Genomic DNA, 21,000 nt, shown 5'->3' on the forward strand with positions numbered 1-21,000 from the left:
GCCCCCAACCCCGTGAAAAAACGGGGCGGAGCGGGCGGTGTCAGCGACTTAGTAACGGTAGTGATCGGGCTTGAACGGGCCGGCCTGCGGCACGCCGATGTAATCGGCCTGCTTCTGGCTGAGCTGCGTCAGCTGCACGCCCAGCTTGGCCAGGTGCAGCGCGGCGACCTTCTCATCGAGGTGCTTGGGCAGCACGTAGACGTCGTTCTCGTATTCGTCGGCCTTGGTGAACAGCTCGATCTGGGCGAGAGTCTGGTTGGTGAAGCTTGCGCTCATCACGAAGCTCGGGTGGCCAGTGGCGCAGCCGAGGTTCACCAGACGGCCCTTGGCGAGAATGATGATCGACTTGCCATCGGGGAAGGTGACGATGTCGGTGCCTTCCTTGATTTCCTTCCACTCGTAGTTCGAGAGGGCCGAAATCTGGATCTCGCTGTCGAAGTGGCCGATGTTGCAGACGATCGCCATCGGCTTCATGTTCATCATGTGCTCGGCGGTGATCACGTCTTCGTTGCCGGTGGCGGTAACGAAGATATCGGCACGCTTCACGGCGTCTTCCATCGTCACGACCTCAAAGCCGTCCATCGCCGCCTGCAGCGCGCAGATCGGATCGATCTCGGTCACCATCACGCGCGCGCCGCCGTCACGCAGCGAAGCAGCGGAGCCCTTGCCGACATCGCCGTAACCGGCAACGCAGGCGACCTTGCCGGCCAGCATCACATCGGTCGCGCGGCGGATCGCGTCGACCAGCGATTCCTTGCAGCCGTAGAGGTTGTCGAACTTCGACTTGGTGACCGAATCGTTCACATTGATCGCCGGGAACGGCAGCTTGCCCTGCTTGGCGATCTGGTAGAGGCGCATGACGCCCGTGGTGGTCTCTTCCGAGACGCCCTTGATCGCCTTGACGGTGCGGGTGAGGTAGCCCGGCTTGGCAGCGACGAAGGCCTTCAGCGCGCGCTGGAATTCGATTTCCTCGGCATTGCCGGGGGCGGGCATTTCCTCGCCCGCTTCGATGCGAGCGCCCCACAGCGCGAACATGGTGGCATCGCCGCCATCGTCCAGGATCATGTTGCAGGTGAGATCGGGGTCAGCTTCGCTCGACCAGTCGAAGATGCGGCTCACATAATCCCAGTATTCGCCCAGCGTTTCGCCCTTGATCGCGAAGACGGGGATGCCGCGAGCGGCGATGGCGGCAGCGGCGTGATCCTGCGTGGAGAAGATGTTGCAGGTCGCCCAGCGCACTTCCGCGCCGAGTGCCACAAGCGTTTCGATCAGCACCGCGGTCTGGATGGTCATGTGCAAGCTGCCGGTGATGCGCGCGCCCTTGAGCGGCTGAGCTGCGCCATATTCCTCGCGCAGCGCCATCAGGCCCGGCATTTCGGTTTCGGCAATCATGATCTCGTCGCGGCCGAACTGGGCAAGCGCGATGTCCTTGATGACATATTCGTGGGTCGGATTGGCGGCGAGAGTGGCCATTGCTTTTGTCTCCTGCGCAGCTTTGCGCTTGGGGGGTAAGTTGATGACAACGCCCCTAGCTGCGCCTGCGGCAAAGGGCAAATATAAACTTATCTTTATATGTCTATTTGTTGCCCGCATACGGCACAGGCGATAGAGAGCGCGTCACACCCCAAACGAGGATGCACACACAATGACGATTTCCGTTGGCGACAAACTCCCCGAAGTCACACTGGTCAAGGCCACTGCCGAAGGCCCGCAGGCGGTGAAGTCCTCCGAATACTTCGCCGGCAAGCGCGTTGCGCTGTTCTCGGTGCCGGGCGCCTTCACCCCGACCTGTTCGGCCAAGCACCTGCCGGGCTTCGTCGAGAAGGCAGCCGACCTCAAAGCCAAGGGCGTTGACGAGATCGTTGGGACCGCCGTTAACGATGCCTTCGTGATGGGTGCCTGGAACAAGGCTGCCGGCAGCGATGACATCACCATGCTGGCGGACGGCAACGCCGAATTCGTCGAAGCGATCGGCCTCACGATGGACGGATCGGGCTTCGGTATGGGCAAGCGCGGCCAGCGTTTCTCGATGGTGATCAACGACGGCGTGGTCGAACAACTCAACGTCGAAGAGCCGGGCGATTTCAAGGTGTCGAGCGCGGATTACATGCTCGGCCAGCTCTGAGGTTCCAGCCACAGCCATCTGGAAAAGGGCGCCTTCCCGAAACGGAAGGCGCCCTTTTTCGATGTCACGTCAACGGCGGTGCGCCGTAAGTCACCCACAGAGCAAGGCCTGCGGCCAGCCCTGCTGCGAGCAGCCCCCGCACCCATGGCGTCGGACCGATGCCCGTCACGTCAGCCATCGGCGGGCGATCACCGCCCACCATCGGGCTGAGCAGATCATTGCCCTTCACGGCGTAGAACGTGATCGCCGCCAGATGCAGGCCAATCAGCCCCGCGATCACCCAGAAGAAGGTCTCGTGCAGATCGGTGATCGTATCGGCCACCATCACCCCGACCAGCGGGTTGAGCGGCCCGGTCATCCCGTCATAGGGATCGCCGGAAAACAGCCCCATCGAAACTTGCGCCAGCATCGCCCCGATCAGCGCCAAGGTGCTCCACCCGCCGACCGGTGAATGGCCGATGGAAGGCCCGCCCGCGCCGCTGCGCAAATAGGCCAGCACCGCCCCTGGCCCCTTCACGAACTGGCTGAACCGCGCGGTCTCAGGCCCGACAAAGCCCCAGATGACCCGGAACACCAGCAGGCCCAGCAGCACCAGACCAAGTTGCCGGTGCAGCGCCCACTTGGAGTTTTCCGCTGTCCACCACATCGCCGGGATCAGCAGCGGGAAGCTCCAGTGGGTGAGTCGCAGGAACGGATCCCACACCCGCACATCGCGCAAGGGTGAAGCCGGAGCGCCAGCCGGATCCTCCATCGGCCTATTTCTCGTCGTCGAGCCGGAACTGATCATGGCAGCCCTTGCATGTGCCGCCCATCGCCATGGCCTGCGCTGCGGTGGCAGCCTTGTCGCCCGCGCCCGCAACCGTGGCAAGCTTCGCGCTTTCGTCGATCAGCTTTTGCCCCGCAGCCTTGAACTCTTCGGGCTTCTGCCAGATCGTCGCCAGTGCCTCGGTCTTGTAACCGTCATCCACGCTGGTGCCGGCCGGGAAGTGGGCTTCGATCTTCATCGCACGCGCGTTGATATCGTTCGCCTTGGCCGCGATCAGCGTGAAATCGGGCGCATCCTTGTCCAGCTCGCCACGCACCGCCTTGAAGGCATCACCGATCGCCTCGAAATTGTCGTGCCGTTCCTTGAGCACGGCGGGCGCTTCGCCGGCGGGCTTTGCCGGAGCTTCGCTGCCGGTATCGCCGCCCGAACAGGCAGCCAGCAGACCGGCACATGCGGCGGCGACAAGAACATTTCGGGCAGGAATACGCAGCATCGGGATCCTCCTCTGACAGGCCATCGGGCCGACCAGGCACAGGCTATGCCGCTTTGCCGCTGATCGCAAACACGAAAAAGGGCGCCCCGTTACCGGAGCGCCCCTTTCGCATTGGCAGCGCGAAGGTTCAGCCTTCGCGGTTGCCGGCGCGCACGCTGTCAGCTTCGGCAAGGATAGCGCTGCGATCCTGCTCGACCATGGCAAGCATGGCGGTGCGGAAGGTGTCACGGCGCGAATCGACGAGGTTGTCGATGGCCTTGGCCTGGCTCGCGCACCAGCCCGGACGCGATCCGGTGGCGACATCGTCACGCGCCATCGAGCGGCGCGATTGCAGCGTCTCGCCCACCTTGGCAGTGCGCTCGACACTCAGCGAGGCCGTCCATTCGCAGCGCAGCGTGCTCGGGCGACCGGCCACGCCGGCGGTGCCGACCTGCCGGGTTTCGACCTTAACGGTACCCGCGTAATCGGCGGCAATGGTGCCGGCGGCATGTTCGATCACGACTTCGTGTTCGAGGGCGGCAGCAGGCGTGGCGAGGCACGCACCGATGGCCAGTCCCGCAAATGCGAGTTTCTTCATCATCATGTCTCCTGCGATGTCCCGCCCTTGTGTGGGCAGTGACGTTATATCACTAGCAGGTCGACTCGTGGATTCCAAGCCACAACTGATGCAAAAACAACACAGGCAAGAGAATTATCCGCAGATCAATAGCCCATCAGGCTCATCACTTCCTTGCGGCTGCGATCATCGTCCAGAAAACAGCCGAGAATCCGGCTGGTGATCATGCCGACACCGGGGGTCTTGACCCCGCGCCCGGTCATGCAGCCGTGCTGCGCCTCGATCACCACAGCGACGCCATGCGGTTCAAGATTGTCCCAGATGCACTGCGCCACTTCCGCGGTCAGCCGCTCCTGGATCTGCAGACGCTGGGCATAGCCATGAAGCACGCGGGCGAGCTTCGAAATGCCCACCACCTTCTTGTTCGGCAGGTAGGCGATGGCGGCCTTGCCGATGATCGGCGCCATGTGGTGTTCGCAATGCGACTGGAAGGGAATGTCCTTGAGCAGCACGATCTCGTCATAGCCGCCCACTTCCTCGAAGATTCGCGACAGGTGGATCGCCGGGTCTTCCTTGTAGCCTTCACAATACTCGAGCCACGCCCGCCCCACCCGCTTGGGGGTGTCGAGCAATCCTTCGCGTGACGGATCATCACCGGCCCAGCGGATCAACGTGCGAATCGCATCCTGCACCTCTTCGGGCACTTCGGGCTTCCCGAGCGGGTTTTCCGGATCGAATTCGTCGTGGTCGTGGGCAGAGATGTAATTCATGGCTCGATGTCTTTCTTCACTCATGGCTCTGTCGGAGCCCCCTCACCTGTCGATCCCGAATGACGTCAACCCGCGTAGGCCAAAGGCGTTCCGCACGCGCAAAGCAATTGCGCAACGGGCGTCGCATTCCCATGAAAGGATGTAGGAACAAACTTCACCAATTCATCCCCCTGTGGATTGCAGGAGAACGCTTTTGTCCGATCCGGGCACTGCCGAATTCGAAATGGCCGCCCGTGCCGTGCTGGCCCGCCTGCCCGCGCTGTTCCGCGAAGGCTTGCGCGACATCGTGCTGCGGGTCGAGGAATTCGCCACGGAAGAACAGCTCGCCGCGGTCGGACTCGACGATCCGTGGGATCTGACCGGTCTGTACGAGGGCGTTCCCCTGACCGAGCGATCTCAGGAAGACAGCGGGATCATGCCGCCGATGATCACACTGTTCCGGCAGCCGTTGCTTGAGGAAATGGCGGATACCGGCGTCAGCTTTGTCGCGCTGGTTCGGCATGTCGTGATCCACGAAGCGGGGCATCACTTCGGCCTTTCAGACGATGATATGCACGCGTTGGAGGATAGCGTCGCGGACTGAGGCGGCCCGCCGGAGCTATTGCAGCGCGCCGGTGACAAGCCTGTAAAACGCCCAGTTATCCTCGCCCATCGCTGCAAACAACGCGAGGACATTGTGCCCCACACCGTCGATTTCGACATAGTCATGGGCAATTCCCTGCCGTTTCAGGTGCTGGTGAAAGCGCAGATTGTCTGGCGCGGTAAAGTCGGCCGAGCCGATGACCTGACGAAAAGGGCCCTGCGTCCCGCCCTGACCGGCCCGCAAGGTCGACAGCTCCCAAGCGCTCTCGGCGCGGAACCGCGCAAGGCTTCCGGCATAAACGCTGTCCAGCACACGCCGCCGCAGGTCAGGATTACGGCGGGTCTGGGGGCCCATGAAGTCCGGATCCAGCGGACCTGCCGCAATCATCGAAATGGCACCGAAAATCCCGGGATGCCGGAACCCGATCCGGGCAGCCCCCAGACCGCCCATGCTGAACCCTTCGATGATACGCCCGCCGGGGTCCGCGATGGTCCGGTAGTTGCGATCTACATGCGGCACGATTTCCTTCACGAGCACGGTTTCGACCGGCCAACGACCATCAGCCGAATCGGTCCACATGCTTTCGGAAAGACCGTTCGGAAAGACCACGATCATCGGCGCGATCTTTCCTTGTTCAATTGCTGCATCGAAATGGGCGGCCAAGGGCGCGATGCCGCGCAGTCCACCCCCTGTTCCGTGGAGCCAATAGAGAACAGGAAAGCGCCTGGCTTGTTCGGCCTCGTACTGCGGCGGGGTATAGATGTGAAAACCCACCCGCGCCTGCGCAGCCTCGCTTTCGTAAGTCACGAAGGACAGGCCGGGCCCCGTCCCGCGCGGCGTCATCCATTGCGACCGGGTTGCCTCAGCGGCTTCGCTCGTGTCTGTCCGGCTTTGCGCTGCTGCTGCGTCAGCTTGCCCAAATGCTGCCAGAATCAGGCTCAAACTGGCGATCAGCGATAAAGATCGGGAGGTCGGCCGCATGCCTCCTTATCCTCGCCCGGTCTATTGCCGGTCAACAACCTATGGCGCGATCGGCATAGGGGGGCGAGAATTCAACGTCCGGATGGCCCGCTCGTCTGCCGCGGTTGCGATGCCTGGGATGCCGGAAGGGTCAGGATTTGGCCCCATAACCAACAGCGCCCGCCCCTTTTGCAAGGAGCGGGCGTTGTTGGCGCACCCGAAAGGATTCGAACCTCTGACCCCCAGATTCGTAGTCTGGTGCTCTATCCAGCTGAGCTACGGGTGCGCGTTGGAGCGCGGCACATAAGGGGGTCTCTCCAGCTTGGCAAGGCCGAATGTTGCCGCAATCAGAACTTTTGGAACAGCTGCGCGGCCAGCGCGATATCGAGCGGGGGTTTCGGCAGTGCGGCGATCTGCTCAGGCGTGAACCAGTCCACGCTGCCGCCTTCGAGCGCTGCCGGTTCGCCGTTCCACGAACCCACCTTGTAAAGCAGGATGACAATCGCCCCAGTCTCGCCGGCAATGCCGGAATGCGCGAAGCCCGCCGGCGCGCACAGGCCGGGATTGACGGCGACTCCGAGTTCTTCCTCAAGTTCGCGGACCAGCGAATCAAGAGGCATTTCAGCCGGTTCCACCTTGCCACCGGGAAACTCCCACAAGCCCGCGTGGTGCTTTCCTTCGGGCCGCCTGTGCATCAGCCAGCGCCCGTCGCCCCGCTGCAAGGCACCGGCAACCACTGTGAGCCAGCCGGTCTTCATGTCGGATTTTTTTCCATCCCGTGCACGGTCATCAACCTTTTCTTAACGGACTGCGGCGATTTTAGGCCTCGTCAGGAAGCAATCTTAGGTGGTCTCACCATGAAATCGACAGTGATGAAAAACCTCGTCGATGACACGACCGGGGCGACCTCCATTGAATACGGCCTGATCTTGGCTCTCATTGCCATCGCAATCAGCGTTTCGGTGCAAGCCTTTGCAGGCGAAGCGATCGAGATGTGGGATGGGGTGTCGAGCGATGTCGTTGAAGCGACCGGCGGGTAAACGGGAAATTTCGCAAGTTAGGAATTTCTCAAGAACTGCCGGTTAAGTTGAAATTCGTCGGATCGCCAGGGGGTGATCGGCACGGGTACCGAAGACCAAAACCAGGAGACTACACATGACCTTCTTCAAGAACCTCGTTCGTGACGAGCAGGGCGCCACCGCCATCGAATACGGCCTGATCGCTGCTCTGATCGCCGTCGCCGCGATCACCGCCATGACCGCTCTGGGTGGCAGCCTCAACACCACCTTCACCAACGTGTCGGACACGCTGAACGAAGCCAACGGTGGCGGCGGCGGCGAATAATCCTCGCCATACGCGAAACGAAGACGGCGGGGAGAAATCCCCGCCGTTTTTGTTTGTGCGGTGCTGATAAGCGGCCACCTTTGGTGGCGCAGACCGCCCGCCCCGCCTCCCCACCCGGCCACCACAGCATAGTGGACCCACTGGTGGCCGGGTGGGGAGGCGGGGCGGGCGGTCTGCATCGCGCAGCAGCCGATCGAGACCTAACGCGCGCGCACCACGATCTTGACCTTCTGCCCGGGTGTCAGCTGGTCATTGCTGCCCAGCGCATTGAGCACGCGGAAGCGTTCTTCCTGGGCTGCCGGATAGGCCATTCGCCGTGCAAGGCTGGCCACGCTATCGCCGCGGGCGACGGTTACAACTTGCAGCTTCTTGGGCACCACAGCGCTGGCTTCACTGTCCGTGATCCGCCGCATCGAGCGGAACATGGCGTTGAAGGTGCCAGCCTGACCGGCGGGGGTGATCGCAACGAAGTGGTAGGCCCGGTCGCGCGCGAATTCATAGGCGAAAACCACCACGTCAACCTGTGACTGGCCGTTGTTCACCCGCGCCGTGCCATAGACTGCGGGCAGCCCGTTTACCGTCGTGCGTTCGATCTGTTGCGGCGCCAGCGTGCTGTTCTCGCCCCCAAGCGCCGTGAAGACGGAACGGACATAGGTTTCCAGATTGCCGTTATAGGTCGCCAGTGTCAGCTGCGCCTGCCCGCCCTGCCCCTGCACGCTCACCGCACGCGGGCTGTTGATCATGTAGAAGCCCTGGGGCGCGGTGAAGCCGAAGCGCAGTTCGGGGTGAATGAAATTGCTGCCCTCGATCAACCCCTGCGCCGGATCGTCTCCGTACAGCAGACCATCGATCCGGGTGAGGAAGGTGTCGCGATTCGTGACACCGCCGGTCTGGGTTCCGGCCTTGGTCAACGCAGCCTGCACGCGGCTGGCAGGATCGGGGTGGGTCGAAGCCCATTCGGGCACGCTCGCATTCCTGCCCTGAAGCCGCGCGTCGAGCGCATTCTGGGCAGCAAGGCTTGCCAGAACGGTGCCCATGGCGCGGCGATCGTATCCGGCCTTGGTCAGATACTCGATCCCCAGATCATCGGCTTGCAACTCCTGCGCGCGCGAGAAGCGCAGCGTCAGCAACTGCGAGCCTTCCATGAAGGTGCGCGACAGCGTGTTCCCCAGCCCCGAATCGCCCAGCAGGATCGAAGAACCGATTGCCCCCAGCACGCCGAGGATCGAATTGCGCTGCGCTGCCTGCTGGCGACGCTGGCTGTGGCGGGCGGCGACATGGCCGACCTCGTGCCCCAGCACAGCCGCCAGCTCCGCCTCGTTGTTCATCAGCGTCACCAGCTGGCGGGTGGTGTAGATATAGCCACCCGGCACCGCGAAAGCATTATGCACCGGAGAGTTCAGCAGGCTGACGGTGAAGCTTTCACGCGCATTACCGAGGCCCGATTGCACCGCGATATTCTTGCCCACCTGCTCGACATACTGGGCGTGGGTCCCCGTCATCGCACCGCCGAATTCGGCAAGGAATTGGGGATGATACTGCGCGCCCATCTGGGCTTCTTGCTGGGTGATCGGGGTCGACGCCGAGGGGATTGAACCGCCCCCGCCCATGCAACCTGCCAGCGCCAGCGGCGCCGCGCCAAGCGCCAGCATCTTGCGTGAAATTCGTGCCATGGACTCTGCTCCCGCCAATGTTTTCTGCTCCCAGCCTATCGGGAAAGCAGCTGCGGGCAAAGCCTTGGCAAACGAAAGCTTAACCCCCGATGGCGAGGAACCGGGCTTCGCGCTGGGCGATCAATGCTGTGCCGCTCTGGCCGCTCAACTGGTCGATTTCCTCGGTCAGCGCCGTGCCGAGCAACCGCGCCGCCGCCACCGGATCGCGGTGCGCGCCGCCCACAGGCTCTTTCACGATGCGGTCGATCACGTTGTCGCGCTTGAGATGCTGGGCGGTGATCTTCATTGCCTGCGCGGCATCGGCTGCCTTTTCCGAGGTACGCCACAGGATCGAGGCACAGCCTTCAGGGCTGATCACCGAATAGACGGCATGCTCCATCATCAGCACGCGGTTGGCCGAGGCCAGCGCAACCGCGCCGCCCGAACCGCCCTCGCCCACGATCGCGGCCACCATCGGCACCGGCAGATCGAGGCAGGCTTCGGTCGCACGGGCGATGGCTTCGGCCTGTCCGCGCTCTTCCGCCTCGATCCCGGGAAACGCACCGGATGTATCCACCAGGGTCACCACCGGAAGGCCGAACCGGCCCGCCAGTTCCATCAGGCGGATCGCCTTGCGATAACCTTCGGGCTTGCCCATGCCGAAATTGTGCCGGATGCGGCTTTGCGTGTCGTGGCCCTTTTCGTGGCCGATCAGCATCACCCGCCGCCCGTTCAGCCGCGCAAACCCGCCCATGATCGCCTGATCATCGCCATACAGACGATCACCGCCCAGCGGCACGAATTCGCTGAAGGCGTGCGCGACATAATCACGGAAATGCGGGCGCTGCGGATGGCGGGCCACCTGCGTCTTCTGCCATGGCGTGAGCGAGGCATAGGTGCTGGCAAGCAGTTCGGTGCTTTTGGCTTCGAGCCGCCCAATCTCGCTGGCAACATCGACATCATGCAGCGCGTTAACGCCCCGCAGCTGTCCGATCCGCTCTTCAAGCTGGGCAATCGGCTTCTCGAAATCGAGGTAGGAAATCATGCCGCCTGCGCTAGTCGGATGCGGGGCGCGTTGCAAGCGGGTGACAGGAATTCACGAGGGCAACCAGCCGGGCGCTGTCCACATGGGTGTAGATCTGGGTGGTGGCGATGTCGGCATGGCCCAGCAGCGTTTGCAGCACGCGCAGGTCTGCCCCGCCTTCGAGCAGGTGGGTGGCAAAGGCATGGCGCAGCACGTGCGGGCTGATTGCGGCGGGATCGAGCCCGGCGCGCCCCGCCAGCGCCTTCAACAGCTGGAACAGGCGCACACGGCTGAGATGTTGGCCGCCTTTCGACGGGAAAAGATAGCGCGATGCGGGCGTCGCTGGACGCAGCGCTGCCCAGCGCGCAAGCGCTTCCAGCGCCCGCGCCCCCACTGGCACCAGCCGGGTTGCTCCGCCCTTTCCGGTCACCGTCAGGAACGGCGCGTCTCGCGGAACCGCGCTGAGCGTCAGAGCCACCAGCTCGGTCGCACGCAAGCCCGAGCCATAAAGCAGCTCGATCAGCGCGAGCAGCCGGACCGCCTTGGGATCATCGCCCGCCGCCTCTTCCTCGGCGCGGGCGAACAGCGCGGCAATCTGGTCATGTCCCAGCACCTTCGGCAGCGGACGGCGGGTCCGCGGGGCCGGCAGCGCGCCTGATGGATCATCGCGCCGCCAGCCTTCATCGAGAGCAAACCCGAAAAACTGTCTGAGCGCCGATGCCTTGCGGGCTACACTGGAGGGAGCAAGGCTACTCCATTCCCCCGCGAGGCTGGCAACGGCATCACGCGAGGCATCGGCCAGATCACCGATCGCGTCTTCCGCCCCGTCCAAGTCGCGGCGATAGGCCGCCAGCGTGTTCAGCGCCGCGCCGCGTTCTGCCGCGAGCATCGCGAGGAACGCCTCGGTCGCGGCAGACATAGCCCGGCCTCAGCCGCGTGCCACCGCCTCGGCGGCGATCATGCGAGCCTCGGCCTCCAGCCCGACGCGGGTCAGCGCCGAGGTGATGTGATAGAGATGCAGCGGCGTCATCTGCTCCCAGCTTGTGCCCTGCATCCCGAGCCCGGCAAGCAGCGCGACCATCGCCGGATTGCCGACCTCGGCAGCGCGGGAAATAGCGCGGCTCCAGCGGGTCTGGCGGGCGAGATCGAAGCCGAGATCGCCTGCGAGCGCATTGGCAGCGCCGCTATCCAACCGTCCGATCCCGGCGAGCCCGGCGACCAGAAACGCAGATTTGCGCGATTCTTCGCTTTCATCGTCGCCGATAAAGCTTTCCACCGCGCCTTGTCCCACGCCGTTGCTGCGCGGCGCGGAAAGCACGATCAGCGCCCAGCCAAGCGAGCCTTCCTCGACCACGCCGCGCCAGGCGAGCGCATCGCGATCGAGCCCGGCGGCCAGCATCGCCGCGATCAGATCGCCCGCCGCATCGGCCTGCGCCGCGTCCGCAGGAATACGCGCCGCCGCATAGGCGGTCAGCACCCGCGCGCCGTAACCATCACCTCCGCCCAGCGCGTTTCCAGCCGCCCACAGGCGCTGCATCGCGGCAATCCGCGCTTCCGGATCATTGGCAAGATAGGCTTCGCGCAGGGCACGCGCCTGATCGGCCGCATCGCCCTTTGCCGCCGGATCGGCATAGACCTCGCTGAAGATGTCGATCATCGCATCGGCGGACAGGATCCCCTCGCGCCCCGCGCGCCCGGCAAAACGGGCCCGCGACGCGGCAGGCAGCATCGGCAGCAAGGCACCGGAACGAGCATAATAGGCCCCGCCTCGCGCCTTCAACGCGCCATCGAGCAAGGCTTCGGGCACAGGCTCACCCAGCGTCGTGGCAAGCGCAAAGCGCCAGGGGTTGAGATCATCGACCCCGTCCCATTCGATCTCGACCGCCCGTTGCCCGCGCCCGGCTGCGCCGGCAAACCGCCGCGCCAGCAAGACATCGATACGCGGCGCAATCCCGCGGCCCAAAGCGCGGTCCAGCTGCGAAGCGGCGAGCGCGGTTTCCCCGGCATAGGCATTGCAGATCGCCTGCAGCATCTGCCACTCGCCGTCCTCACGTGCAGAACCTTGCAGCCGAACCGCCGGACAGGCGCCGGTGACATCCCCGCTGGCAAGATAAGCGGTCAGCGCCTCGGCGGTAAGATCGCCTGACCAGTTGGCCGTATCGATATCCTGCACCAGCGCCCGGGCGAGCGCATATTCGCCCATCCTGTTGAGCACTTTGGCCCGCAGTGCGGCAAATTCGACCGGGTCCATGCCCAGCGGCGCGGCCAGCCGGCTCGCCAGTGCACGGCGCAGCAGGATGTGCCCCCAGCGCGAGACCAGCGGGCCTTTCGTCCCCGCCAGCGTCGCCCGCACCAGCGCTTCGGGCTGGTTGAACAGGGCAACCGGCGGCAAGCCGCCCTCCTCGCTCGCCAGCACGCCGGTGCGGGTCAGCGCGCGGCGGGCACCGGCGGGAATATCGGACTTGGGCTTGAGACCGAGAAGCTGGTCCAGTTCCTCGGTCGACATGCTTTCCAGCTTTTCAAGGCTGGGCAGGCTGGCCAGCTGGTCGCGGGTGATCGAAGGCAGTGGAGCAGCGCTGACCGGATCGGCGGGCGTGGTTGAACCTGCAGGAACACCGGGGACAAACACGATTCCGCCTTGCGAAGGGCGCTGCTGGGGCGTCACGCCCTGGCTCGGCGAAGGCGCGGGCGCCGGACGCGGCGGCTGGGGCGCCGGATCGTCGAAGCCAGGCGGCAGGATCGATTCGGGCTTTTGCTGGGCCGCGGCAAATCCGGCCAGCCCCGCCCCGCCCAGTGCGCCCAGCAATCCGAGTGATGCGACGCCGAGGGCCAGCCGCAGCTTGTTCTTTCGGGCACCGATCACTGCTGTTCTCCCGGCAGGGCCACCGGTGCCGCAATCGGGCGGAGCGGCTCTTCCCCGCCCTCGATCCACGCAAGCACGAGGCCTGCCAGCGTCAGCACGGCGGCAATAACCGGCCAGCGCCGGACACCCGCCTGACGCAGCGGCGCTGCCGGTGTAAGGCCTTGCAACGATGAAGACGAGCGACGCAGGTTTGCCATATTGCGCCCGCCCTAGCCCATCTATAGGCCATGCGGCAATGTCCGGCGCACCCTCCTTGCCTAACGAAAGCGATCTTGCCGCCATTGCTGCCCGCATTACCCGTCCGGTGGTGCTGGTGGGGCTGATGGGCGTGGGCAAGTCCACCGTCGGGCGGAAGCTCGCCGCGATGCTGGGGCGCGATTTCGTCGATGCCGACGAGGCGATTGTCGAAGCGGCGCAGCGCTCGATCCCGGAAATCTTCGAGACCTTCGGCGAGGCCTATTTCCGCGATGGCGAACGGCGCGTGATCGCCCGCCTGATCGATGAGGGCCACGGCGTGATCGCCACCGGCGGCGGAGCATTCGTCGATCCCGATACTCGCGCCGCAGTGCTGGAAAAGGGCATTGCCGTGTGGATCGATTGCGATGTCGACACGCTGGTGGAACGCACCGCAAGGCGCGGCAACCGCCCGCTGCTGAAGCAGGGCGATCCGAAGGAAATCCTCACCCGACTGGCGCGGGAACGTGCACCTTTCTATGGGCAGGCCCACATCCGCATCGTGAGCGAGAACGGCCCCCATGCCGACACCGCCCGCGCCATTATCGAGGCGATAGACCAATGGCTGTAGTTCCCGTTGCGCTGGCCGGGCGCTCCTATGACGTAATGATCGAGGAGGGGCTGCTTGCGCGCCTGTCCGATGAGGCAGCGCCGTTTCTGCGCGCTTACGCTGGCGGACGGGCGGTCCCGCTCGTGGCCGACACCAACACCCACCGCCTGTTTGCGGCCACCGTCGATGCCGGTCTGGCCGCCCGGGGCCTTGCTGCCGAATGGTTCGTGGTCGAATCCGGCGAAGGCGCCAAGACCTGGCCCGTGCTCGAACGGTTGTGCGACTGGCTGCTGGCGCTTGGCATCACCCGCAAGGACCATGTCTTCGCGCTCGGCGGAGGAGTTGTCGGCGATCTGGTCGGGTTTGCCTGTGCGATCACCAAGCGCGGTTGCGGGTTCGTGCAGATCCCCACGACACTGCTGGCGCAGGTCGACAGCTCGGTTGGCGGCAAGACCGCGATCAACACGGCGGCGGGCAAGAACCTGATCGGCGCCTTCCACCAGCCCTCGCTGGTGTTGATCGACCCGCAGGTTCTCGCCTCCCTGCCCGACCGCGAGATGCGCGCCGGTTATGCAGAGGTAATCAAATACGGCCTGCTTGGCGACGCGGCCTTCTTCGCCTGGCTGGAGGCTAACGGCGACAAGGTGCTCACCCGCGAGCCCGCCGCGCTCGAACACGCCATCGCCACCAGCATCGCGATGAAAGCTCGGATCGTTGCCGCTGACGAGCGCGAGACGGAAGACCTGCGCGCCCTGCTCAATCTCGGCCACACCTTCGGCCATGCGCTTGAGGCGGAAACCGGCTTTTCCGATCGCCTGCTGCACGGTGAGGGCGTTGCCATGGGGATGGTGCTCGCCGCGCGCTATTCTGCCCGCCGCGGGGAAATCGCCGCTGCCGATGCCGAACGGGCGGCTGAGGCGATCGCGACGGCGGGACTGCCCGCGCATCTGCCCGACCTTGCCCTTGCCTGCGACGGCGCAAGGCTGGTCGATCACATGCGCCACGACAAGAAAGCCGAAGGCACAACCTTGCCGTTCCTGCTGCTGCGGGCGCTTGGGGAGGCCTATGTCGCCCGCGATGTCGATCTTAGGGACATCGCAGCATTTCTCGACCAAGAACTCGCCGCATGATCATCGCACAGGCCGACCTCGCCGACGCGCAGGTGCAGGCCCTGATCGCCTACCATCAGCAGGCGATGCGCGACGGTTCACCCGAAGGCATGAGCTTCGCGCTTGATCTGAGCGGATTGCAGGATCCGGCAGTAACGGTCTGGGCCGCGCACGCTGGAAACAGCGTTGCCGCGATCGGCGCGCTCAAGCGGCTGGATCACCGCTGCGGCGAGGTCAAATCGATGCGGACCCATCCCGATTTCCTGCGGCAGGGGCTGGCGGCGGCCTTGCTTGAGACCATTATCGCCCATGCCCGCGACGAAGGTCTTTCAGTGCTCAGCCTCGAAACCGGCACCGGCCCCGCCTTTGAACCGGCGCTGGCACTCTATCGCAAACGTGGCTTCACCAATGGCGAGGCTTTCGCCGACTACACGCTGACCGACTTCAACCAGTGCCTGCATCTGACACTGGATTGAGCCAGCGCGGCAGGCCTACTCCAGTTCGAGGATCACCGCATCCACCGCGAGGCTTTCGCCCTCGGCGGCGTTGATCTTGGCGATGACGCCCTCCTTTTCGGCGCGCAGGATGTTTTCCATCTTCATCGCTTCGACCGTGGCGAGCGGCTGACCGGGCTGCACGGTTTCGCCCTCAGCCACGTGGAGCTTCACCAGCATCCCCGGCATCGGGCAGATCAGCAGCCTGGAAAGATCGGGCGGGACCTTTTCGAGCATGAGAGACTCATGCCGCGCCAGCCTGAGCGGCAGCACCAGCGCGGTGTGCGCCGCGCCGCGGGTGGTGACCTTCCACCGGTTGCCGACCCGCTCGACGATCAGGCCAAGCCGCTGCTCTGCCCCGTCCTCGACCTTGCCGGTCGCTTCGGCCTGCACCATGCCGGGGAGCCAGTTGCAGGTGCCTTCGACCCGCACCCCGTCCACCATCGCATGGCCATCGCCCAGGGTGACTTCGAAGCGTTCGTCGCCAAGCTTCACCAGCCATTCGGTGGTGACACGCAGCACGCCCGCTTGCCCGTCATCGCCGTCAAGCTGGCCCGAAATCCGGCGCGCGCGCGATTGCAGGGTGAATTCGTTGCCCGCACACACCGCCGCGAGAATGCGTTTCATATCATCGCTGGTCGCCGCGCCGTGGAAGCCTTCTGGGTATTCCTCGGCGATGAAGCCGGTGGTCAGCTCGCCCGAGCGGAAGCGCGGGTGCTGCATGATGGCGCTGAGGAAATCGACATTGTGGCCGAGGCCCTTGATGCGGAAATGGTCGAGCGCCTCGATCTGCAAGTCCGCCGCCTCGTCGCGGGTCGGGGCCCAGGTGATCAGCTTGGCGATCATCGGGTCGTAGAAGCGGGAGACTTCGCCGCCTTCATAGACACCGTCATCGACGCGCACGCTGCCATTGCCCCGCGCCACGCCGCGGCGCGCCTTGCCCGCGACGGTTTCATCCTCGGTCCAGCCGGCGAGCGGCGGCTGATAGTGCACCAGACGGCCCGTAGAGGGCAGGAAGCCGCGATAGGGGTCTTCGGCATAGACGCGGTTCTCGATCGCCCAGCCGTCGATCCCGATATCGTCCTGCGTCATCGCCAGCTTCTCGCCCGCCGCGACGCGGATCATCTGCTCGACCAGGTCGATGCCGGTGATCGCCTCGGTGACGGGGTGTTCAACCTGAAGGCGGGTGTTCATTTCGAGGAAGTAGAAGCTCTCCCCCGTCGGGTCCGCGCCGCTGACGATCAACTCGACCGTCCCTGCGCTGTAATAGCCCACCGCGCGCGCCAGAGCGACGCATTGCTCGCCCATCGCCTTGCGCATCTTGGGCGTGACGAAGGGCGACGGCGCTTCCTCGACCACCTTCTGGTGGCGGCGCTGGATCGAGCATTCGCGCTCGTTCAGGTAGAGGATATTGCCGTGCTGGTCGCCGAGGATCTGGATCTCGATATGGCGCGGATTGAGGATGAACTTCTCGATGAAGACGCGGTCATCGCCGAAGGAATTCAGCCCCTCGCGCTTCACGCTCTCGAAGCCTTCACGCACGTCGGCCTCGTTATAAGCAAGGCGCATCCCCTTGCCCCCGCCCCGGCGCTGGCCTTCATCATCACCGGATAGCCGATCTCGTTGGAGATGCGCACCGCGTGTTCGGTATCCTCGATCTCGCCGACGAAGCCGGGGACGACATTGACGCCCGCTTCCTTGGCGAGTTTCTTGGACTCGATCTTGTCCCCCATTGCGGCAATCGCGCCCACGGGAGGCCCGATGAAGGCGATGCCTTCCTTCGCCAGCGCTTCGGCGAAGGAGGTGCGTTCGGAGAGGAAACCGTAGCCGGGGTGAACAGCCTCCGCCCCGGTCTGCTTGCAGGCGGCGATAATCTTGTCGGCGATCAGATAGGATTCCGCCGCGGGCGAAGGCCCGATATGCACCGCCTCGTCAGCCATCGCGACAAAGGGCGCGCGCGCGTCGGCATCGGAATAGACCGCGACGGTCTTGATCCCCATCTTGCGCGCGGTGGTAATAACCCGGCAGGCGATCTCGCCGCGATTGGCAATCAGGATTTTCGAGAACAAGCGCGTAACCTCTCTCAGGTGCAATATTCGCGGCTGGCTATGCCGAGGGAAAGGCCGCCAAGCAAGCTAGCGGATTTGGTGCTTCAGTAAGGAACCTCGGCAAGGTCTTTCAATTGCTGCGTGCGCTGGCGGGTCAAGTGCGCCTTGCAGAAGGATGCCAGCATCGGCTCCATGCTCCCGCCGCGGGCAATGTAGCCATCGACCCGACAGTGGGCATCGCGGTAGACAAGCCATGCGCGCTGGGCTTCCAACAGGCTGTCGAAAAAGCCGGGGCGGCTGTCCATCGCGACACCATAGGTCGCCCATTCGGCATCCTGCTGCTTCATCGCGGCCGCAGTGATTTTCCATTGCGCGTTGAGTTCGGCGTCGGCGACCGCGAAATCTCTGCCGGCGCATTGGTTCATCGCCTGCTGGATGCCAATGTCGGCTTCCTTCTGGTCGCATTCCGGCAAAGGCTCGGCGGCTTGTGCAAGCAGCGGGAGGATGAGCGTGGCGATCATGCGGCGTTCCTTTCCGCAAAGGCGATCAGACTGTCGGCATAGGCTGGAGCTCCGCGCCGGTCCCCCTCTCCGCTGACGAGGGTTTGCACGGCCTTGCCCAGCATCGCGATATTCGCGGGGGAGAGCTTGCCCAGCGGTTCAACGTAAATGCCGATGGTGAACAGGATCGCGCCTGTTTGCGGGAGCCGCCGGAGCGTCTGGCGTTCGGAGCGCACGAACAAGGTCTCGCCTGCATTGTCCGGGGTGACATGGGCGAAGGCTTCCTGCGGGGGCCGGTCAGGGAGCCAGCGACGGTTCCCGGTCGCGGCAATGAACCAGTTGCAACGGGCGTAGATGGGGCCGGGACGCAGGGTCTCCATGAAGCGGTCGACCCCGGTGGCGAGTTGTTCTTCATAGCCTGCAATCGGCGCGTGGAGAGCACGGAGGGGGAGACCGATTTTCTCGGCGGGGTGCCAATCGGAGGGCCATGCCACCGCTGCACCGATCAGGCGATAGACCTCCTCGCCCTCGGCTTTCGTGAGGAGGCAAAGGTCTTCATGCACCGCCAGCGCCGCTTCCGGGAGCGCGCCTCTGGTGCCCAGCATCGCCGCCAGTTCACGCCCCGGCACGTCGACCTCAGGCGTCAGTTGCACCCCCTCGGGCCACTCGGCAAACCCCGCGGCCCGCGCCGCCAGATCGGGCGCAGGCTGGAGCCACTGATGCTCCTCCAGCTTGACCAGCCCCATGCGCAATTGCCCGCCCCCGCGGGCTTTGGGGAGCAGCGTATCGACGGAGAAACCGAGGCCCACCCTAGCCCCCGCCCCGCTTTTCGCACCGCAGAACCATGCCATATTCCTCCAGCCAATCGGCCTTGGTGGGCATCAGATATTGCAGCGCTTCGGGCAAGAGGCCGTGGAGCGCGGTGGCATGGCGCAGTTGCTTGCGGCGGTCGGAGAAGCAATAAGGTTGGCTTGGCGGGAGGCTTTCCAGAAGCCGCGCCATGCCGCTTTCGGTTGCCCCGCCCTCGTCGGCGAGGCTGAGGTAGAGCGGCGGGCGCAGGCCCTCGCCCAAGGGTTTGCGGCTCAGAGCCTCGAAATCCCATTGCAGGCTGGGCGAGATCGCCGCGTAGCCGCTGAAAAGTCCGGGCGCTTCGGCCCACGTCTCGACCACAAAATGCCCTGCCGCGCTTTCGCCGACAAGGAAGGCGCGGCCATCGGTGCGGTAGCGGGCCTCGACGATAGGTTTGACGATATCGGCCAGCCAAGCCCGGAAGGCGGCACTTTCGCCTGCGGTGGGGTATTTCGCGCGCTCGGCGGCGTCACCGGTCGGTGGGAGCAATTCGCGCTGGCGGTCCTTCGTTTCGGTACCGACAATGATCGCATCCCCGCTGCGCCCCCACAGCGCGCCCCAGCGCATCAGGCCTGCTCCCATCATCAGGTCTTGGCCCATACCGCCGTCGATCTGGTAGATCACTGGCCAGCGCTTTTCGGGGTCCTCGGCGTAATCGGGCGGGAAGACGATGTTGACCTCCCGCACTGCGCCGAGCACTTCGAGGGTGAACGTCTCGCCGATGGTCAGCGGCCGGGGTTCGGGCGCGGGTTGCGCCGTCGCCAGAGCCGCTGCGGCGAGAAAGGCGATCACGCCGCCGCAGCCTTGCAGGCCCGCGCCGGCTCCTCGCCCTTCAATGCGGTGAGGCCGAGCTTGGCAAACAGCGCGCCGTCCTTGTCGTCACCAGCATTGGGCGCGGTCAGCAGCTTGTCGCCGGTAAAGATCGAATTGGCGCCCGCGAGGAAGCACAGCGCCTGCGTGGCTTCGGACATGGACTCGCGCCCCGCCGACAGCCGCACCATCGAGCGCGGCATGGTGATGCGCGCGACCGCGACCGTGCGGACGAACTCGATATCGTCGATCTTGGCCAGCGGCGTGTCGGCCAGCATGTTGCCCAGCACCGTGCCCTTGACCGGCACCAGCGCGTTGACCGGCACGCTCTCAGGGTGCTGCGGCAAGGTGGCAAGGGTGTGGACGAAGCCCACCCGATCCTCGCGCGTCTCACCCATGCCGACAATCCCGCCGGAGCACACGTTGATCCCCGCCTTGCGCACGTGATCGAGCGTATCGAGCCGGCACTGGAAATCGCGGGTGGAGATGACGCGCTCGTAATACTCGGGCGAGCTGTCGATATTGTGGTTGTAATAGTCGAGCCCCGCCTCGGCGAGCATGGCCGCCTGATGCGGCTCAAGCATGCCCAGCGTCATGCAGGTTTCGAGGCCCATGGCGGAGACGCCCTTCACGATCTCCACGATCGCGGGCATATCGCGGTCCTTGGGGTTGCGCCACGCCGCGCCCATGCAGAACCGCTGGCTGCCCGCATCCTTGGCCTGCGCCGCGCGCTGGAGCACAGCCTGCACGTCCATCAGCTTGGTCGCTTCCACGCCCGAGTCCGCGTGCACCGACTGCGAGCAATAGCCGCAATCCTCGGGGCACCCGCCGGTCTTGATGCTGAGCAGGGTGCACAGCTGCACCTGCGTGGGCGGGTGATATTCGCGGTGGACGCTGGCGGCCTGGAACAGCAGCTCGGTGAAGGGGAGGTCGAAGAGGGCCGCGATTTCGGTGCGGGTCCAGTCGTTGCGGGGGTGGGTCAATCTTTGTCTCGCATGAAAAACTTGGTGAGCAGAAGTCCGCCGATGAAAAAGCCGATAGGTATTCCGTAAAACATCAGCGCGCGGTCAAACTCCGTGGGGCAGTCGTTGCCGATTGGGCAATCGCCCATCGCGCCGCTAATTGCGAAGCCCGCCGAAAAATACCCGGCTATCAGCGCATAGAGGCCGCAGCCCAACTTCTGAGCAGGCGATAGCCCTCGCTCGCTAAAGCTCACGATAGCATCTCCTTCGTCATTGCGAGGAGCCGAAGGCGACGCGGCAATCCACAG

The 21,000-nt window shown here is 64.7% G+C and carries 25 protein-coding genes, 1 tRNA gene and 1 pseudogene; 7 read left to right on the top strand and 20 right to left on the bottom strand.

The features are described from left to right. Nucleotides 1–48: 48 nt before the first annotated feature. Nucleotides 49–1,473, bottom strand: coding sequence for an adenosylhomocysteinase (gene ahcY / locus ACU0AG_RS05900; protein ID WP_482781324.1), 1,425 nt, complete (start codon nt 1,471–1,473; stop codon nt 49–51). Nucleotides 1,474–1,645: 172 nt separating this feature from the next. On the opposite strand from ahcY, the gene ACU0AG_RS05905 reads away from it, so the two are divergent. Continuing rightward, nucleotides 1,646–2,125: a redoxin family protein gene (locus ACU0AG_RS05905; RefSeq protein WP_482781325.1), complete on the top strand. Its 480-nt coding sequence runs from the start codon at nt 1,646–1,648 to the stop codon at nt 2,123–2,125. A 64-nt stretch (nt 2,126–2,189) separates the two neighbouring features. Here the strand turns inward: ACU0AG_RS05905 and ACU0AG_RS05910 are convergent, their stop codons facing one another. The 4 genes from ACU0AG_RS05910 to folE form a co-directional block, all read right to left on the bottom strand. Further along, nucleotides 2,190–2,876: a cytochrome b/b6 domain-containing protein gene (locus ACU0AG_RS05910; RefSeq protein ID WP_482781326.1), complete on the bottom strand. Its 687-nt coding sequence runs from the start codon at nt 2,874–2,876 to the stop codon at nt 2,190–2,192. 4 nt (nt 2,877–2,880) lie between these two features. After that, nucleotides 2,881–3,384: a c-type cytochrome gene (locus ACU0AG_RS05915; protein ID WP_482781327.1), complete on the bottom strand. Its 504-nt coding sequence runs from the start codon at nt 3,382–3,384 to the stop codon at nt 2,881–2,883. Nucleotides 3,385–3,511: 127 nt separating this feature from the next. Continuing rightward, entirely contained in the window at nt 3,512–3,961 is a 450-nt protein-coding gene (locus ACU0AG_RS05920) for a hypothetical protein (RefSeq protein WP_482781328.1), read from the bottom strand. A gap of 125 nt (nt 3,962–4,086) precedes the next feature. After that, the gene (folE, locus tag ACU0AG_RS05925; protein ID WP_482781329.1) at nt 4,087–4,710 is read right to left on the bottom strand and encodes a GTP cyclohydrolase I FolE; all 624 of its coding nucleotides are present in this window, start codon (nt 4,708–4,710) and stop codon (nt 4,087–4,089) included. A gap of 223 nt (nt 4,711–4,933) precedes the next feature. Between folE and ACU0AG_RS05930 the strand changes: the two genes are divergently transcribed. Beyond that, nucleotides 4,934–5,293 carry a metallopeptidase family protein gene (locus tag ACU0AG_RS05930; protein WP_482781403.1) on the top strand — a complete coding sequence of 120 codons (360 nt, stop codon included), beginning with the start codon at nt 4,934–4,936 and terminating at the stop codon, nt 5,291–5,293. 15 nt (nt 5,294–5,308) lie between these two features. Here ACU0AG_RS05930 and ACU0AG_RS05935 read toward each other — a convergent pair whose 3' ends face one another. From ACU0AG_RS05935 to ACU0AG_RS05945, 3 genes are all read right to left on the bottom strand, one after another. After that, nucleotides 5,309–6,274 (bottom strand): alpha/beta hydrolase, encoded by a 966-nt coding sequence (locus tag ACU0AG_RS05935; RefSeq protein ID WP_482781330.1) that lies wholly within the window; start codon nt 6,272–6,274, stop codon nt 5,309–5,311. A 188-nt stretch (nt 6,275–6,462) separates the two neighbouring features. Further along, a tRNA-Arg gene (locus ACU0AG_RS05940) sits at nt 6,463–6,539 on the bottom strand. A 61-nt stretch (nt 6,540–6,600) separates the two neighbouring features. Further along, a complete protein-coding gene (locus ACU0AG_RS05945; protein WP_482781331.1) occupies nt 6,601–7,011 on the bottom strand; it encodes a (deoxy)nucleoside triphosphate pyrophosphohydrolase in 411 nt (136 codons plus the stop codon). 99 nt (nt 7,012–7,110) lie between these two features. Between ACU0AG_RS05945 and ACU0AG_RS05950 the strand changes: the two genes are divergently transcribed. Next, nucleotides 7,111–7,293, top strand: a complete 183-nt coding sequence (locus tag ACU0AG_RS05950; protein ID WP_482781332.1) for a Flp family type IVb pilin — start codon at nt 7,111–7,113, stop codon at nt 7,291–7,293. Between the two features lie 115 nt (nt 7,294–7,408). Continuing rightward, complete coding sequence (locus ACU0AG_RS05955) at nt 7,409–7,597, top strand: Flp family type IVb pilin (protein WP_482781333.1); 189 nt, start codon at nt 7,409–7,411, stop codon at nt 7,595–7,597. Nucleotides 7,598–7,797: 200 nt separating this feature from the next. Here ACU0AG_RS05955 and ACU0AG_RS05960 read toward each other — a convergent pair whose 3' ends face one another. The 5 genes from ACU0AG_RS05960 to ACU0AG_RS05980 all read right to left on the bottom strand — a co-directional run bounded on the left by ACU0AG_RS05960 (nt 7,798) and on the right by ACU0AG_RS05980 (nt 13,333). Next, complete coding sequence (locus ACU0AG_RS05960; protein ID WP_482781334.1) at nt 7,798–9,270, bottom strand: M48 family metalloprotease; 1,473 nt, start codon at nt 9,268–9,270, stop codon at nt 7,798–7,800. Nucleotides 9,271–9,349: 79 nt separating this feature from the next. Further along, nucleotides 9,350–10,294, bottom strand: a complete 945-nt coding sequence (locus ACU0AG_RS05965; protein WP_482781335.1) for an acetyl-CoA carboxylase carboxyltransferase subunit alpha — start codon at nt 10,292–10,294, stop codon at nt 9,350–9,352. Nucleotides 10,295–10,304: 10 nt separating this feature from the next. Further along, nucleotides 10,305–11,192, bottom strand: coding sequence for a tyrosine recombinase (locus ACU0AG_RS05970; protein WP_482781336.1), 888 nt, complete (start codon nt 11,190–11,192; stop codon nt 10,305–10,307). A gap of 9 nt (nt 11,193–11,201) precedes the next feature. Continuing rightward, nucleotides 11,202–13,136 carry a hypothetical protein gene (locus ACU0AG_RS05975; protein ID WP_482781337.1) on the bottom strand — a complete coding sequence of 645 codons (1,935 nt, stop codon included), beginning with the start codon at nt 13,134–13,136 and terminating at the stop codon, nt 11,202–11,204. Next, nucleotides 13,133–13,333: a hypothetical protein gene (locus ACU0AG_RS05980; RefSeq protein WP_482781338.1), complete on the bottom strand. Its 201-nt coding sequence runs from the start codon at nt 13,331–13,333 to the stop codon at nt 13,133–13,135. The genes ACU0AG_RS05975 and ACU0AG_RS05980 overlap by 4 nt, the downstream gene beginning before the upstream one ends. 38 nt (nt 13,334–13,371) lie before the next feature. On the opposite strand from ACU0AG_RS05980, the gene ACU0AG_RS05985 reads away from it, so the two are divergent. From ACU0AG_RS05985 to ACU0AG_RS05995, 3 genes are read left to right on the top strand one after another with little or no spacing between them, the layout of a single operon-like run. Continuing rightward, nucleotides 13,372–13,941: a shikimate kinase gene (locus ACU0AG_RS05985; protein ID WP_482781339.1), complete on the top strand. Its 570-nt coding sequence runs from the start codon at nt 13,372–13,374 to the stop codon at nt 13,939–13,941. Then, nucleotides 13,932–15,050: a 3-dehydroquinate synthase gene (gene aroB / locus ACU0AG_RS05990; protein ID WP_482781340.1), complete on the top strand. Its 1,119-nt coding sequence runs from the start codon at nt 13,932–13,934 to the stop codon at nt 15,048–15,050. The genes ACU0AG_RS05985 and aroB overlap by 10 nt, the downstream gene beginning before the upstream one ends. Next, the gene (locus ACU0AG_RS05995; RefSeq protein WP_482781341.1) at nt 15,047–15,505 is read left to right on the top strand and encodes a GNAT family N-acetyltransferase; all 459 of its coding nucleotides are present in this window, start codon (nt 15,047–15,049) and stop codon (nt 15,503–15,505) included. Before aroB ends, ACU0AG_RS05995 begins: the two co-directional genes overlap by 4 nt. Before the next feature lie 15 nt (nt 15,506–15,520). Here ACU0AG_RS05995 and ACU0AG_RS06000 read toward each other — a convergent pair whose 3' ends face one another. The 7 genes and pseudogenes from ACU0AG_RS06000 to ACU0AG_RS06030 form a co-directional block, all read right to left on the bottom strand. Next, nucleotides 15,521–16,648 (bottom strand): biotin/lipoyl-containing protein, encoded by a 1,128-nt coding sequence (locus ACU0AG_RS06000; protein ID WP_482781404.1) that lies wholly within the window; start codon nt 16,646–16,648, stop codon nt 15,521–15,523. A 27-nt stretch (nt 16,649–16,675) separates the two neighbouring features. Beyond that, nucleotides 16,676–17,616 (bottom strand): annotated as a pseudogene (locus ACU0AG_RS06005) (acetyl-CoA carboxylase biotin carboxylase subunit); the annotation flags it as partial. Nucleotides 17,617–17,675: 59 nt separating this feature from the next. Then, nucleotides 17,676–18,092, bottom strand: coding sequence for a lysozyme inhibitor LprI family protein (locus ACU0AG_RS06010; protein WP_482781342.1), 417 nt, complete (start codon nt 18,090–18,092; stop codon nt 17,676–17,678). After that, nucleotides 18,089–18,880: a heme-dependent oxidative N-demethylase family protein gene (locus tag ACU0AG_RS06015; protein ID WP_482781343.1), complete on the bottom strand. Its 792-nt coding sequence runs from the start codon at nt 18,878–18,880 to the stop codon at nt 18,089–18,091. The genes ACU0AG_RS06010 and ACU0AG_RS06015 overlap by 4 nt, the downstream gene beginning before the upstream one ends. A 1-nt stretch (nt 18,881) precedes the next feature. Then, a complete protein-coding gene (locus ACU0AG_RS06020) occupies nt 18,882–19,712 on the bottom strand; it encodes an alpha/beta hydrolase (protein WP_482781344.1) in 831 nt (276 codons plus the stop codon). After that, complete coding sequence (gene bioB / locus ACU0AG_RS06025) at nt 19,709–20,713, bottom strand: biotin synthase BioB (RefSeq protein WP_482781345.1); 1,005 nt, start codon at nt 20,711–20,713, stop codon at nt 19,709–19,711. Before bioB ends, ACU0AG_RS06020 begins: the two co-directional genes overlap by 4 nt. After that, nucleotides 20,710–20,946 (bottom strand): hypothetical protein, encoded by a 237-nt coding sequence (locus tag ACU0AG_RS06030; RefSeq protein WP_482781346.1) that lies wholly within the window; start codon nt 20,944–20,946, stop codon nt 20,710–20,712. The genes bioB and ACU0AG_RS06030 overlap by 4 nt, the downstream gene beginning before the upstream one ends. Nucleotides 20,947–21,000 lie beyond the last annotated feature (54 nt).

Source organism: Erythrobacter sp. RANMB8 (genome assembly GCF_056848235.1).

Bases quoted from the DNA above. Each gene is read 5' to 3' on its own strand.
- ahcY (WP_482781324.1), bottom strand. From the start codon at position 1,473: ATGGCCACTCTCGCCGCCAATCCGACCCACGAATATGTCATCAAGGAC.
- ACU0AG_RS05905 (WP_482781325.1), top strand. From the start codon at position 1,646: ATGACGATTTCCGTTGGCGACAAACTCCCCGAAGTCACACTGGTCAAG.
- ACU0AG_RS05910 (WP_482781326.1), bottom strand. From the start codon at position 2,876: ATGGAGGATCCGGCTGGCGCTCCGGCTTCACCCTTGCGCGATGTGCGG.
- ACU0AG_RS05915 (WP_482781327.1), bottom strand. From the start codon at position 3,384: ATGCTGCGTATTCCTGCCCGAAATGTTCTTGTCGCCGCCGCATGTGCC.
- ACU0AG_RS05920 (WP_482781328.1), bottom strand. From the start codon at position 3,961: ATGAAGAAACTCGCATTTGCGGGACTGGCCATCGGTGCGTGCCTCGCC.
- folE (WP_482781329.1), bottom strand. From the start codon at position 4,710: ATGAATTACATCTCTGCCCACGACCACGACGAATTCGATCCGGAAAAC.
- ACU0AG_RS05930 (WP_482781403.1), top strand. From the start codon at position 4,934: ATGGCCGCCCGTGCCGTGCTGGCCCGCCTGCCCGCGCTGTTCCGCGAA.
- ACU0AG_RS05935 (WP_482781330.1), bottom strand. From the start codon at position 6,274: ATGCGGCCGACCTCCCGATCTTTATCGCTGATCGCCAGTTTGAGCCTG.
- ACU0AG_RS05945 (WP_482781331.1), bottom strand. From the start codon at position 7,011: ATGAAGACCGGCTGGCTCACAGTGGTTGCCGGTGCCTTGCAGCGGGGC.
- ACU0AG_RS05950 (WP_482781332.1), top strand. From the start codon at position 7,111: ATGAAATCGACAGTGATGAAAAACCTCGTCGATGACACGACCGGGGCG.
- ACU0AG_RS05955 (WP_482781333.1), top strand. From the start codon at position 7,409: ATGACCTTCTTCAAGAACCTCGTTCGTGACGAGCAGGGCGCCACCGCC.
- ACU0AG_RS05960 (WP_482781334.1), bottom strand. From the start codon at position 9,270: ATGGCACGAATTTCACGCAAGATGCTGGCGCTTGGCGCGGCGCCGCTG.
- ACU0AG_RS05965 (WP_482781335.1), bottom strand. From the start codon at position 10,294: ATGATTTCCTACCTCGATTTCGAGAAGCCGATTGCCCAGCTTGAAGAG.
- ACU0AG_RS05970 (WP_482781336.1), bottom strand. From the start codon at position 11,192: ATGTCTGCCGCGACCGAGGCGTTCCTCGCGATGCTCGCGGCAGAACGC.
- ACU0AG_RS05980 (WP_482781338.1), bottom strand. From the start codon at position 13,333: ATGGCAAACCTGCGTCGCTCGTCTTCATCGTTGCAAGGCCTTACACCG.
- ACU0AG_RS05985 (WP_482781339.1), top strand. From the start codon at position 13,372: ATGTCCGGCGCACCCTCCTTGCCTAACGAAAGCGATCTTGCCGCCATT.
- aroB (WP_482781340.1), top strand. From the start codon at position 13,932: ATGGCTGTAGTTCCCGTTGCGCTGGCCGGGCGCTCCTATGACGTAATG.
- ACU0AG_RS05995 (WP_482781341.1), top strand. From the start codon at position 15,047: ATGATCATCGCACAGGCCGACCTCGCCGACGCGCAGGTGCAGGCCCTG.
- ACU0AG_RS06000 (WP_482781404.1), bottom strand. From the start codon at position 16,648: ATGATCCGCGTCGCGGCGGGCGAGAAGCTGGCGATGACGCAGGACGAT.
- ACU0AG_RS06010 (WP_482781342.1), bottom strand. From the start codon at position 18,092: ATGATCGCCACGCTCATCCTCCCGCTGCTTGCACAAGCCGCCGAGCCT.